Origin of the sequence: Insolitispirillum peregrinum, from assembly GCF_900156605.1 — a bacterium.
Classification (GTDB): domain Bacteria; phylum Pseudomonadota; class Alphaproteobacteria; order Rhodospirillales; family Rhodospirillaceae; genus Insolitispirillum; species Insolitispirillum peregrinum.
Genome location: NZ_FTOA01000004.1, coordinates 1 through 14217 on the forward strand (window position 1 = coordinate 1; position 14217 = coordinate 14217).

Annotated in this window: 9 protein-coding genes; 7 read left to right on the forward strand and 2 right to left on the reverse strand. The window is 59.9% G+C overall.

Features of this window, described 5'->3' with window-relative positions:
* Window positions 1–21 precede the first annotated feature (21 nt).
* Window positions 22–3435: a restriction endonuclease gene (locus BW995_RS11035; RefSeq protein WP_076400475.1), complete on the forward strand. Its 3414-nt coding sequence runs from the start codon at window positions 22–24 to the stop codon at window positions 3433–3435.
* Here BW995_RS11035 and BW995_RS11040 read toward each other — a convergent pair.
* A complete protein-coding gene (locus BW995_RS11040) occupies window positions 3425–5032 on the reverse strand; it encodes a glycosyltransferase family 4 protein (RefSeq protein WP_245821415.1) in 1608 nt (535 codons plus the stop codon). The two genes, BW995_RS11035 and BW995_RS11040, sit on opposite strands and share 11 nt — an antisense overlap.
* 4 nt (window positions 5033–5036) lie before the next feature.
* On the reverse strand, window positions 5037–5696 hold the full coding sequence (locus tag BW995_RS11045) for a glycosyltransferase (RefSeq protein ID WP_076400477.1): 660 nt from the start codon (window positions 5694–5696) through the stop codon (window positions 5037–5039).
* Between the two features lie 444 nt (window positions 5697–6140).
* Here BW995_RS11045 and BW995_RS11050 point away from each other — a divergent pair, with 444 nt between their 5' ends.
* The 6 genes from BW995_RS11050 (at window position 6141) to amaB (ending at window position 14160) form a co-directional block, all read left to right on the forward strand.
* A complete protein-coding gene (locus tag BW995_RS11050; RefSeq protein ID WP_084194774.1) occupies window positions 6141–8102 on the forward strand; it encodes an acetoacetate--CoA ligase in 1962 nt (653 codons plus the stop codon).
* Window positions 8103–8455: 353 nt separating this feature from the next.
* Entirely contained in the window at window positions 8456–9076 is a 621-nt protein-coding gene (locus BW995_RS11055) for a LysE family translocator (RefSeq protein ID WP_076400900.1), read from the forward strand.
* A 596-nt stretch (window positions 9077–9672) separates the two neighbouring features.
* Window positions 9673–10251: a DUF1842 domain-containing protein gene (locus BW995_RS11060; RefSeq protein WP_076400478.1), complete on the forward strand. Its 579-nt coding sequence runs from the start codon at window positions 9673–9675 to the stop codon at window positions 10249–10251.
* A gap of 69 nt (window positions 10252–10320) precedes the next feature.
* The gene (locus BW995_RS11065) at window positions 10321–10887 is read left to right on the forward strand and encodes a DUF1842 domain-containing protein (protein ID WP_076400479.1); all 567 of its coding nucleotides are present in this window, start codon (window positions 10321–10323) and stop codon (window positions 10885–10887) included.
* 78 nt (window positions 10888–10965) lie between these two features.
* Window positions 10966–12444, forward strand: a complete 1479-nt coding sequence (locus tag BW995_RS11070; protein WP_076400480.1) for a GDL motif peptide-associated radical SAM/SPASM maturase — start codon at window positions 10966–10968, stop codon at window positions 12442–12444.
* Between the two features lie 171 nt (window positions 12445–12615).
* Window positions 12616–14160: an L-piperidine-6-carboxylate dehydrogenase gene (gene amaB / locus BW995_RS11075; RefSeq protein ID WP_076400481.1), complete on the forward strand. Its 1545-nt coding sequence runs from the start codon at window positions 12616–12618 to the stop codon at window positions 14158–14160.
* The last annotated feature ends 57 nt before the right edge of the window (window positions 14161–14217 follow it).

Below are 14217 nucleotides of genomic sequence, written 5' to 3' on the forward strand. Positions count from 1 at the left end.
GATAACTAAGAATTATCGAAGATGGAAGGTCGCATTTACAGTCCTCAGGACCTACTGGATATGCGGTGGGACTGTTTTGAGACGCTGGTCGTTGATACGGTCCGTCAATTATACGGCCAATACCAGATTTCGACCGAGCAAACGTCGCTTAGCCATGATGGCGGCCGGGATGCAGAGTCCCATCATGTACTGGCGATCGGACTTGGTGAAGACCTTTCTGTAAGCGTAAGAGTATTTCTCGAGGTGAAGAAAAGAGCGACCGAAAATGTTGGTAAAGGTGATATTGGATCCCACCTTATAGATGCCTTCGCCAACAACGTAACAAAGATAATTTTTGTCACTAACCGTGATTTTTCTGAGAATTTACCTTTATGGATTGGTGAGTTTTGCACCCCACTTAACATTCAATTCAGCTTGATTAATGGCAACCGTCTTATTCAGCTATTAAACAGCGAGCTTGGAAATCCACAAGTTCTAGATAGGACCGTCGATGATCAGATCATCGGCAAGGTGACCTTCTCGCTTTCTCCAACCGATGCGCTTCCGAGCAGTGCCAAATGCATGGTACGGCCTGATCGGCCAGTTTTTGCCATTATTGATGTCGCCATCGGTGAAGACGTGGCGCCGTTCTACGCCAAATTATCCATGAGGCTGATCGATGAGGACGCGGCCTCGATATTCGGTATAAATGACACGCAGTCACAGCCAATTCTCCTGTCTCCGGGCACACGTCGGCGCTGGGTTTTCTCCATTTGGCCGGGCCGGGCCGGACACTGGAACGGCTGTGATTTCAACATCGACCAGGAAGGTTTCCCTGGCCCGTTACGGCTGTCGACCATCAATTCCTTCCAGGTCTCTGAAATCGGCCTTCAGCCGATGATGGTCGGTGGTCAGAAGACCGCCTACAAACAGCTCAAATCCGCATTGAATACTTGGCGCAACACTGGTGGAAGCGCCCTTCGCGTATTGCTTTCCCCCGGCGGTTTAGGAAAATCGTTTCTGATCGGATGCCTGAGGCGGGATATCCAGTCATGGTGTATCAGGACGTTGATGCTTGATGGGGAAGCCATCGAGTCGGATACGGCACTGATAACGGCTAGCTTCACCGCGTTGTTTCCGTTTGCACGCAACTCTTTCGAGCCTGGGCTGAAACCAGCCCTGCTCCGCTGGCTGGAATGCTTGGATCTGTCGCCGCAGCTACGCCGGCTCGTTGCCGATGATCTGTGTGATTCCGGCAGGTTATGTGCCGATAATTATAATCCGGCTATTCGAGCTCAATTATTGGCGGCACTTCTCGCCGAGGCCGGAGCTGCACGGGGCTTGGTTTTCATTTTCGAAGACCTTCACAAGGCTCCTCCCTCTGTTTTGTCCCTGCTGGCGGACACGCTACGCCAACTCCGCTCAACCGGAATGGGCAGCATCTTCCTTTTACTGACATCGCGTCCATTCTCTGACAGCAGCACCCACGATCTTGCTCGCGACTGGCTAAAGCGGCTTCAAAAAATCTCGGCTCTAGCCGAGGATGCGCTGCTGCATTTGTCCCCCCTTCAAGACGATGAAGCCCGGCAGCTTCTGCGCAGCACGGTGCCCACTCTGTCGGAGGCGCAGACTGAAAGCATTCTCCAGCAAGTGGGGACATCGCCGTTCAATCTTCGAGAAACGGTTCTTTATCTGAAGCTGTTGGGGCTTTTGGGATATGTCGGAACCGGGCAGATTCCGGTTCTTTTGCGACCGGACAAGTTAAACGCGCTGCTTGGTCATGACGGGTTGAAAACCACCACGCAGAAAAGACTACAGGTGTTCTTTAAGAACCAACCCTCATGGCTGCAAAGGATGGTTGAGGCAGGCGCTTGTTATGGTCGTCAGTTTCCATTCCGGCAGACCGCCGCCGTCGCTCTCATGCCGGACAGCGAAGACGCACTGGACGCTTTGGATGAATGCGCTCGTTGGAGCATCGTCCTTCCGGTGCCTGGCTGCGCTGAGCTGATCGAATTCGACCATGATCTGGTCCGCGCAGCCCTGCTGAGCGGATTGGCTCCGCCCAAGCATCAACGACTGGCCAGTGGATTGCTGACCGAGTTGGAAGCTGACGCTGGCGCTTTGCTGCTGTCGTCGCTTGCTTATCAGGCAGGTCAGGCGGAAAAGGCCTTCACCTTCGCCAGAACGGCTGCCAAGGCTGGCAGCGAACGGGGGCGTCCTGCGGATGCATTGCGCGCCAACTACATTGCACTACTGACACTCGATCCGGCATGGGCGGGCCAGAATGAGGGGGATGACAGCTGGATTGATCTCGCGATTCAGGTCGCAACTCCGGCTCGCCGCGACTTCGACAATTGGCAGGTACGCGACCGTGAGGCGCTGGCAATCTTGCTGGATAATCTTCAAAGCCTGGGAAGCGTCTCGTCGGGAAGTGGACGATTGAGCGATGCCATCCTCAGCGAAGCGAGAATGGTCGCCGAACGGCTGCAAGACCATGGAAGCATTGCCGCTCTCATGGCCATGCAGGGGCGAATGCTGTTCGAGCAAAATGACGTCGCCAAGGCCTTGGCTCACCATGAAGAGGCCGAGCGGATTTTCAACGAACAGGGGCTGATGCGAAATATTGAGCGTGCTGAAAATCTGATCCGATTGGCGATCTGCCTTCGACAGAACGGGCGCACGGAGGATTCCTTGAACGCCCTTGGCCAGGCAATCAGTCATCGGCCGAAAGCCGCCTGGTCGCTGCTGAACAAGGTCCGCTCGAACCTGGGAGCCATTTATCTGCGATCAGACTGGACCGTCGTACGCTATCACTGGGAACGGCAGTTCCGCTCTGCCAGGGTCCACGGCCTGCTGTCGCGCCAAGCTCATGCCCTTGCCAGCCTATCCTTTATCAACCTGTTTGACGGGCGTTTAGCCGAAGGCCGCCGGCAGGCAGAGGAAAGTCTTCTGATCGCCCGCCGACACGAGATGGAAAACACCGCGCTGCGGTGTGATCTCAACCTTTCGGTCGCCTGGCTGATGGAGGGCAATGCCGAAGCGGCACTGCAATGCTTGGGCGAAGCGGAAACCATTGCTTTGCGGCATAATGTCGGTCGCCGTCTCTGGCGGGTATATGCCAATCTTGCCACCACCTGGGAGATACTGGGTGATGACGCCAAGGCGGTCGCGCATGACATCCAGACACTGACCTGCCTGGATGCGACCAATTGGGAAGCGGACAGGCTTGCCCGTCAGGGGCGCGAGCTTCTGGCATTGATCAATCTTGCGTCCCGCACTCAAGCAAACCCCGACACTTATGGGGCTGCATTGGCGCTGATGAATCCCGCATGCCGTGACGAGTTGCTTCTGCTGGCGCAAAACCTGGAAGATGGTCAGGCCACCGTCTTATCCCCCGTCAATCTGAAGTATCGTGTCCCGATCTATGGGCGTCACCGTTTCCTAATCACCGAATGACGACTTTGCAGAAAGCCTCTTGGTAGCTGGCGAGCAGTTGCATATCCCATGACCGGATACGCCAATCCCCGCGGGCAAACCGCCATTGAGCGTTGAACAAGGGAAAAATCGCCATCCACAGAGCCCCCAGGAACAGGTCCTCATCGCTTTTCGCCAATTCGGCCAAGCGGCAAAGCATGGCATAGGGGGATGGGGATGACTGGTGGGCATGCTGGTCGTGGAACCAATGCGCAAGATCGTGCGGCCCTGCATAGAAACCGGCATGATCAAGATCGCAAACAGCCGGACTGCCATCAAGACGACGCATCAGATGTTCGCGTTTCATGCTGCCGTGCTGGAGACGTGGCAAGACACGCGACAATGCCCGGCAATGGGCAAGAAAGCGCACAAGCCCCTTCGCGCGCAGGGCGAACTCGGGCGGAAACGACCACGCATCCCGCTTCAATGTTTCCTCAAGGCGGAATAATTCCACCTGCGGATGGCATTTGCGCAAGCGCAGCCGCACCCCTTTTAAGCATTGAGCACTTAACTGTGCGGCTGCCCGGTCGAACTGCTGCACGGCCTCCTGCATATCGCTGGCTACCGACATGTTGTCCAGGGCGGACAGGTAAGCCGTTGCCTGATCATCCTTCACCACGAACAGAGTCTGGAACTGCCGGGAAGCGGCCATCATGAGTTCCTCGGCTACAGCCGGGTCTGATTCATGATCTTCCAGCAGTTTTTCCTGGACCAGCAAACCTGCTTCCTCATCCGCGGCGACAACACGTGGAGCAACCGGCACTGCCGTCAGAAGGCAAGCCATCTTCACCCGCTCCGGAGCGATGGGGGGGGCATCCATCTCAAGCGGGCTGGGCACCAGACAGGTCAGGGAGGGAGGGCGCTCTTGATGAATCTTGAGGAAGAATTCGCCTTTCTGCGATGAGATGAGGAAACTGGGCGTCGGACTGGACGAGACATCTTTCCAACTCTCGATCCGCCCTCCCAACAATCTCTCCACTAAAGGCCGGCGAGCCTCTATCAGGTTATCATTGATGGATAAGGTTGCCCCGGGAAGCGAGGGATCGCTGTTCGACGGCGCCAGAAGTTCCCCGTAAAGCCCGAGATAGCGTTCCGCCACCGCATCGAGAGAAAAACGATCCCGACTCCACAGCGCGGCGTTGTTTCCCATCCAGCGGCCCAAACGGTCGTTTCTGACAAACTGTGCTAGGGCGGCAGCAAGTCCTGGCGCATTCAGCCGATCCACCAAGTAACCGTTCACGTCATGGGCAATGATGTCCTGAAGCCCTCCCGTCCTAGTGGCGACCACGGGTGTTCCGCACATCATCGCCTCAACGGCGACCATTCCAAACTGTTCGCGCAAGGAGGGAAGGCAGACGACGGTACTGCGGCTGTAGATTTCGGGCAGGGAATAACCATCGATCCGGCTCCATATCTCAAATCGGCCGGCTTCGATGGCATAACGTATATTTTCCGTAGAACGCAGCAAGGTGATCTCAAGATTGGCCGCCTCTTCTGCCGTTCCGCCGACAATGCGCACGCGGAATGGCGGAAGATCCACCGATAGCAAAAGCTCCATCGCATCAATGAAAACATTCAAGCCCTTACGGGAATCTGCCAGTCGTCCGACGTATGAAATCGTCGGCACTTTCCGGACGACGGCTGAATATCTGGGAGTCGATTCCGTAGGGGATGATTGAAACTGATTGTGGTCTGACATCAGGATACAGCCTCTCTAACGCATCTTTCTCGTTACTGCTCACGCATATGAGGGTGTCGGCCTCGTTGAAAACACGCCGCTCCCAAACATCCCTGACGTCATCGAAACAAGAGGCTTCCTCTCCCAGCTCGATGCGGGTCCGCCCCAGTGAAAGCAAGTGGTGGACATGGCGTCGCGCAATAACGGGGACCAGTCCGATGCCAACAGCACCAGACAGCCAGTTGCTGGTTTGAACGATATCGAAGGTCTTCCCTGAAAGCAGACCGGTAAGCGCATCGGCAAGTTCGTCCCGCAAATTTCCCATTGAATGGTGGTCCATTTCCGTCGGGCTGCCCACTTCCAGCCGATATAGACGGCAAAGGGGGCCTAGCTCCTGTATCCGCGGCTTACACGAGCTATTCAACCGAGTGACAATGGTCAGGTCATGACCGCGCCGCACGAATTGCCGAGATAGGTCGAAAAAGAAGGCATGTGAGCCTCCGAATCGCCCTGCACCTGGTGGGTCGAAAGGGTCATCAGTAAGGGTAAGTAGCAAAATATCCATCTTCGATAATTCTTAGTTATCTCTCGAGTGAATGGGAAAATTGAATGCAACAAAATACAATTATTAATATACATTTGCAACATAAAAAAACACTCTTGAAGGTATTCCATAGCCAAATTTCCAAAACGACCTCAAGGCGCATACATGGCCTCAGAAAACCCTCTACAGTAATTAAGATACACGCAAAATCACTCTCATGAAGAGAAAAATACCAAACAAGACACACAATAGCATGTACTTATGCATATTTCACACTTATAAACACGCACTAGAGGACCTGCCTCCCCCCAAGCGGCAAGCCTTCTGGCGAAAAAATTAAAGCACACCTCCCCAAGAAGGGGGCTCCCCCCCCCCTGTTTCTGTTTGAAACAACCCGCGTCTCGGGCACACTGGGCAGAGGTCGGCACAGACCGACGCACCATCCTCATCAGGGAGGCCCCTTTCGTGACAGCTCTTCTTTGGCAACCGTCGCAGGCGCAGATCAGCCGGACCAATCTCCACGCCTTCATTCAGGCGGCCAATCATCGCCATGGCCTGCAGCTTGCGGACTTTGACGACCTGTGGTCGTGGTCGGTGAGCGACAGTGCGGCGTTCTGGCGGCTGCTGTGGGAATTCTGTGGCCTGACCGGCGATCTGGGGGCCCGTGACCTGCACGATGCCGACAGGCTCCCCGGCGCCCGCTGGTTCCCCGACGGGCGGGTGAACTATGCCCGCAACCTGCTGGCGCCCCGCCCCGACGACAGCGAAGCGCTGGTGTTCTGGGGCGAAGACAAGGTGCGCCGCCGGGTCAGCTTTGGTGAACTGAGCGCCGAAGTCTCGCGCGTGCAGCAAGGGTTGCAGGCGCTGGGCATTGGCGCAGGCGACCGGGTGTGCGGCTATATGCCGAACATGCCGGAGACCATCATCTACATGCTGGCCACCACCGCGCTGGGGGCGATCTGGTCGTCGGCCTCGCCGGATTTTGGCGTGCAGGGGGTGCTCGACCGCTTTGGCCAGATCGAACCGCGCCTGATGGTGACGGTTGATGGCTATTACTATAACGGCAAGACCCACGATATCCGCGACAAGGTGCGCGAGATTGCCGCCCAGATGCCAACGCTGGAGCAGGTGGTGGTGGTGCCCTACATCGGGGTGGCCGACCAGCCCGACGCCCTGAACGGCATTGCCCACGGCGTCAGCCACGCGGCCTTCACCGCCGCCCATAGCGCAGGCGACATTCACTATGCCGATCTGCCGTTTGATCACCCGCTGTTCATCATGTTTTCCTCTGGCACCACCGGGGTGCCGAAGTGCATCGTCCACGGCCACGGCGGCACCCTGATCCAGCAGGTCAAGGAACATGTCCTGCACAGCGATTGCCAGCCAGGCGACCGGGTGTTTTTCTTCACCACCTGCGGCTGGATGATGTGGAACTGGCTGGTGGCGGGCCTCGCCGCCGGGGAAACCCTGATGCTGTACGACGGCTCGCCGTTCTATCCGTCGGGGTCGGTGCTGTTTGACTATGCCGACGAAGAACGCATCACCTTCCTTGGCACCTCGGCCAAGTGGATCGACGCGATCAAAAAGGCCGGACTCGAGCCGAAGAAAACCCACCTGCTGACCAGCGTGCGGGCGATGGCCTCCACCGGCTCGCCGCTGGTGCCGGAAAGCTTTGATTACGTCTATCAGGCGATCAAGGCCGACATGCAACTGGCCTCGATTTCCGGCGGCACCGACATTATTTCCTGCTTCATGCTGGGCAGCCCGATCAGCCCGGTCTATCGCGGCGAAATCCAGAAGCGCGGCCTCGGGATGGCGGTTGACGCCTTTGACGATCAAGGCCAGCCGGTGCGCGGCGACAAGGGCGAGCTGGTATGCACCAAAGCCTTTCCGTCAATGCCGATCGGATTCTGGAAGGATGACGGCGACAAGAAGTTCTTCGAGGCCTACTTCGCCCGGTTCCCCAACATCTGGACCCACGGCGATCTGGTGGAAATCACCGAGCATCAGGGCGTGGTGGTCTATGGCCGCTCGGATGCCACCCTCAACCCCGGCGGGGTCCGCATCGGGACAGCGGAAATCTATCGACAGGTGGAAAAGCTGGAGCAGGTGGTCGAGGCGCTGGTGGTCGGGCAGGACTGGGATGCCGATACCCGGGTGGTGCTGTTCGTCCGCCTGAAAGATGGTATCACACTCGATGCCGCCCTGTGCGATGCGATCAAAAAGACCATTCGGGACAACACCACCCCGCGCCACGTCCCGGCCAAAATCATCGCGGTCGGCGACATCCCCCGCACCAAGTCGGGCAAGATTGTTGAACTGGCGGTGCGCGAAGTGGTGCATAATCGTCCGGTCAAGAACATCGAAGCCCTCGCCAACCCCGAGGCGCTGGAGTTGTTCCGCGACCGTCCCGAACTGATGACCTGACAGACCAGAGCAGCGTGCGTTAAACCGGACGCCAGAGTACACGACAGTAAGGAAACAAGAGCGGGCTACCGCCCGAGCCCGTTTGGGGCCTGAGGCCCCAAGCCCCCATTTTTTCTTTTATGATCAAAGGAATGGGGTCCGGGGCCTAAAGGCCCCGGCGAGGTTTGGAGCAGCGCTCCATGATCTTTTTGTTTTGTGTCGTGTCCTATGACCTGACGCAGGCACGCTGCTCTAATCTTTTGTTCTGTCGCATTGTTTTTGCGAAAACCGGTGCCCACTTTTCGCACAATGCTCTAAAAAACGGCCAAAGCCCGCACCTGGGGCTCTGGCCCGGAATTGCGGAGTTTTACACCATGACCTTCACCACCCTGCTATCACTGGCGGTTGCCATGGCCCTGTTCGGAGCCTCGCCGGGGCCGGGCATCTTCGCCGTGGTCAGCCGCGCCCTGTCAACCGGCTTTGGCAGCGCCATGCTGCTGACCGTCGGTCTGGTGGCCGGTGACTTGCTATGGCTGACGCTGGCTGCCTCCGGGCTGGGGATGGTGGCCGAGATGATGGGCGACTTCTTTATCGTGCTGAAAATCGGCGGTGGCCTGTATCTGGCATGGATGGGGGTGAAGGCCTGGCGTGCCCCGGCAGTTGGCCTGTCCGATGACGAGGTCAGCGCCCTGCAACGGCCCAGCGCCCTCGGGACGCTGGCCAGCGGGCTGGCGGTCACCCTCAGCAACCCGAAAGCGATCCTGTTTTACATGGCGATCCTGCCGACCCTGCTTGACCTCGACACCATCACCCCCACCGGGCTGGTGCTGGCCGGGGCGGTGGTGGCGGTGGTGCTGACGCTGGTCTGCGCCGCCTATGCCTTTCTGGCCAGCCGGGCGCGGCGGGTGTTGCAGTCGCCGCAGGCCATGCGACGGCTGAATCGGGCCTCGGGGGCGTTGCTGGTCGGGGTTGGTGCGTGGGTGGCCAGCCGGTAGGGATAATACCCCCCAGACAGGACAAACATCAGCGGCCATCCCGGGCGACTCGGGATGGCCGCTTTTTCATGTCCTGATGGCCGTGTTCATGACCTTTGAGCCACATCTTCAGGCGCACGGATGACAGGCTGCACGAAACCCGATAACACTACCTATAAGGGATATTATCAGAGATATATCCTTTTTATATATCCTCTCTCGTCCTGATCCTGCGTGAGGGGCCGCTGGAGATGCCCTGTCGTCCTCGATAACGTTTGTCTGGATATGCCCGGACGAACAGGGCTGGCTATGGCGGAACACGACATGCTGATGAAATAAAACAAAGCCACAAAAACAGAACTTGAAATAACGACCATACAAAAAATAAACTCATGGCGTGCATAAGGGGCAGGAACAAAACAATGCCCTGCAACACCCGCGACAGATGAGCTGAAACACAACATCAGCTCCCCTGAAATCCTTCCATTCAACGCCGTCTGCGTGACATGCGGCCCATTGCATCTTTCCGGACCAAAGATGCAAGCACCCTTGTCTTGTCGATTGCCGGGGATGACAGGCACGCGGTTCACCCTCGTCTTTCCGCTTCTGGAGGCATCATGACTGTTTCTTCCGTTGGGCTGTTCCCTCTGGCCCTGACCATCGGCACCGGTGCCGATGGGGCGCAAACCCTGGCCCTGACTCTGGCTGTTGCCACACCGACCAGCACCGTTACCGGGATGGCCCATCTGACCCAGGCCATTTCGCCGCCGCTGAATGAAACCGTGGCGGTGGCGGGCAGCTATACCCAGCTGACAATCATTCCCGTTTCGGCCAGCCATCTGCTGATGACCCTGCACAGCGTCGCTGGCATGCCGCTGACCGTGCGGATTCTGTTCGCGCTGGACTGGACGCCGATCAGCGCCTCGTACCAGTACGAGATCGACGGGGTGTGGCATTCCGTTGACAACGCCCCGGTCCACCTGACCCTGCCGCTGGAACCCGGTCCGGTCATCCCGCCGGCCCTGCGCACCGGCCCGGTGGTCCTGTACGGTGGCGCCATGCAGCAGGCCCAGAGCAGCGGCGATCTGGCGGCCATGAAGGTTCTGGCCAGCGAAGCCGAAACCCAGCTGGCAAAGAAAAACGACCTGAGCACCGCCCTGCAGGCTGCCAAGGCCGCGCTCGGTCCGCAGGGCTGAGCAGACAGCCAACCATCATGGTGCTCCGGCACCCTTTTCGCCCAGACATTGACAAAAGGACTACACAGCATGGTCGGCTTGTTTCTTCTCGATTTGACCGTCGCTCCGCAGGAACTCGGAGCCTATGTCGTCAACCTGCACCTGACGGTCAACGTGGTTTCCAAACACCTTTCCGGTGTTGCCATCATCAGCCAGCCCGGCATCTGGGGCAGTCCCACCGAGACCATCCCGGTGTGGGGCAGCTATGGCACGGTCACCGTTGGCGGCAAGCAGGTGAACACCCTGCATCTGGTCGGCAGCCCGGCTGGCCCGGACAGCACGCTGGCGCCGACGTTCTATCTGGTCGCAGTCCTTGACGGCTGGACCAGCGGCACCGCCAGCTTCCGCTATGACAGCGCCAGCTATGTCGACTGCAAGGTCTTCCAGAGCAGTGCCCCGGTCGAACAGGCTGCGGTCAAGTATCAGCCGATCCACGCGCTGTATGCCGTCGCCCTGCAGGATGCCCAGGTCAGCGGTGACACTGCCCGCCTCAGCGCCACCATCAGCGCCGCCGAAGAGCAGCTGAAGGCGTTCGAGGCCGTCGAAGCGGCCCTGCCCGCCCTGAAGGCCGAAATTGCCCGGCTGGAAGCGAAGTAAAAGCCTGTGACATGGCAAGGGCGGCCTGCCTGCCCTTGCCATCTTTTTCCCCTCTGCGCCCCACCACGAGGTTTCCCGATGCAGGATCAGCCCTCCACCGTTCCGGCACGCTATCTGCGCGAGACGGACTTTCGCTCTTATGTGCCTGTGCATGTGGTGTGGGAGATCACCCTTGCCTGCGACCAGAAATGCCTGCACTGCGGCTCGCGGGCCGGACACCGGCGACAGGATGAACTCAGCACCGACGAATGTCTGGAGGTAATCCGCACGTTGGCGGGCATGGGCACCCGCGAAGTCACCCTGATCGGCGGCGAAGCCTATATGCGCAAGGACTGGACCACCCTGATCCGGGCGATCACCGACCACGGCATGATCTGTTCGATCCAGAGCGGTGGCCGCACCCTGACCCGCGAGCGCCTGCAAGCGGCCATTGATGCCGGGCTGCGCGGCATCGGGGTGTCGCTGGACGGACTGGCTCCGTTGCACGACCGCCTGCGCAATGTCCCCGGCTCGTTTGAACTGGGCAGCGCGGCCCTGGTGCGGGCAAAAGAGGCCGGGCTGAAAATCAGCGTCAACACCCAGATCGGGGCAGAAACGCTGGCCGACCTGCCTGCCCTGATGGAGCACGTTCTGGCGCTGGGGGCCAGCCACTGGCAGATCCAGTTGACGGTGGCGATGGGCAACGCGGTCGATAACCCCGAGCTTCTGCTGCAACCGTGGCAACTGGCCGAGGTGATGCCGGTGCTGGCCGACCTGTACCGTAAAGGTCTGGACCAAGGGCTGTTGATGACGGTAGGGAATAATATTGGCTACTTCGGTCCCTACGAAGCTCTGTGGCGCGGCTTTGGCGATGAGCGGATTCACTGGGCGGGCTGCGGGGCGGGCCGCACGGTGATGGCGCTGGAAGCCGACGGCACGGTCAAGGGCTGTCCGTCGCTGGCAACGCAGGGGTTCTCCGGCGGCTCGGTGCGTGATCACTCCCTGCCCGAGCTGTGGCAGACCAGCCCGGAAATCCATTTTGGCCGCCTGCGCTCGGTCGCAGACCTGTGGGGCTTCTGCCGCACCTGCTATTACAACGACACCTGCCGGGCGGGCTGCACCTGGACCGCCCATTCGCTGTTTGGCAAGCCGGGTAACAACCCCTATTGCCACCACCGGGTGCTGACCCTGCAACAGCAGGGCCTGCGCGAGCGGATCGTCAAGGTCAAGGACGCCCCGCCGGAGTCCTTTGCCATCGGGCAGTTCGACCTGCTGCTGGAACGGATCGACGATGGCACGGTGATCCACTCGGTGATCACCAGCGACGAAGACCTGTCGCTGCACCTGCCCGGTCCTCACAGCGCCGCCGATGGTCCCGGCCAGACACCACAGCAGTTGTCGCTGTGCCGCCATTGTTCACATTACATCCACCCCGATGAAGTCGCCTGCCCGTTCTGTGGCGGCGACGTGGCCAGCGGCGAAGCCCGCCACCGCCAGCAACAGGCCCACCGCCAACAGGTAATCTCTGCCCTGCAAGCGGCGATGCGGCAGGCGGGATATCAGGGGGATTTCTCCTGAACCCCCACACTTTGGTTATGGGAGGTCGGCAAGTCATTCCGCCAAAGAATGATCTGTTGAGCAACTGTCGTTTGTGAGACAAGAAAAAACCCGGCACTTTGAAGGCGATCCCGCGTCCCCTCAAAAGCCTCTCGCATCCGTCTTTCGACAGAATACAGGAACTCCCCTCCCATGACCGCTGCCACTCCCCTCAGCCTTGCTGCCGAAGCCTCGTCGCTGCTGTCCTCTCTGGGCGTTGCTCCCGAACGCCTGAGCGGCGGGACGCTGGCGGCGCGCAGCCCGATCACCGGTGAAACCCTCGCCCTGCTGCCGGAACACACTGCGGAACAGGCCACCTCCCTGATCGCTGACGCCCACACCGCCTTCCGCGCCTGGCGCTCGGTTCCGGCACCGCAGCGCGGCGAACTGATCCGCCTGTTTGGCGAAGACCTGCGGGCGGCCAAGGCCGATCTGGGTCGTCTGGTGTCGATCGAAGCCGGGAAGATCCTGTCCGAAGGCCTCGGCGAAGTGCAGGAAATGATCGACATCTGCGATTTCGCCGTCGGTCTGTCCCGCCAGCTGTACGGCCTGACCATCGCCACCGAACGCGGCGAGCACCGGATGATGGAAACCTGGCACCCGCTGGGGGTGACCGGCATCATTTCCGCCTTCAACTTCCCGGTGGCGGTGTGGGCGTGGAACGCCGCGCTGGCGCTGGTGTGCGGCAACAGCATCGTCTGGAAGCCGTCGGAAAAGACCCCGCTGACCGCGCTGGCCACCGAAGCCCTGTTCCAGCGCTCGCTGGACCGCTTCATCGCGGCCGGTGGCAAGGCTCCGGCCAACCTGTCGGCGGTGCTGATCGGTGGGCGTGCACTGGGCGAAGCACTGGTTGACAACCCGCTGGTCCCGCTGGTGTCGGCCACCGGCTCGACCGTCATGGGCCGCGCCGTCGGGCCGCGTGTGGCGCAGCGTTTTGGCCGTTCGATCCTCGAACTGGGTGGCAACAACGCTGCCATCATCTGCCCGACCGCCGACCTTGACCTGACCCTGCGGGGCGTGGCCTTTGCCGCCATGGGCACCGCCGGTCAGCGTTGCACCACCCTGCGCCGCCTGTTCGTCCATGACAGCGTCTATGACACGCTGGTGCCGCGCCTGATCAAGGCCTATGGCTCGGTCAGCATCGGCAGCCCGCTGCAGCCGTCCACCCTGATCGGTCCGCTGATTGATCAGGCCGCCTTTGACGCCATGCAGTCGTCGCTGGCCGCTGCCAAGGCCGCCGGTGGGGTGATCCACGGTGGCGACCGGACCGAAGTGGCCGAGGCCCCCAACGGCTATTACGTCCGTCCGGCGCTGGTGGAAATGCCCGCCCAGACCGGCCCGGTCGAACACGAAACCTTTGCCCCGATCCTGTACGTGATGAAGTACAGCGACTTTGAACAGGTGCTGGAGCTGCACAACGCCGTGCCGCAGGGCCTGTCGTCGTCGATCTTCACCAACGACCTGCGCGAAGCCGAACTGTTCCTGTCGGCCCGAGGCTCGGATTGCGGCATTGCCAACGTCAACATCGGCCCGTCGGGTGCCGAAATCGGCGGCGCCTTTGGCGGTGAAAAGGAAACCGGCGGTGGCCGTGAGTCCGGCTCGGACTCGTGGAAGGCCTACATGCGCCGCGCGACCAACACCATCAACTATGGCCGCAGCCTGCCGCTGGCACAGGGTGTGAAGTTCGACATCGAGTAACATCGCCTGACCCGCATCCCCGCATCAACGGCGCGGCTGGCGTGGGGATGCTTGGCG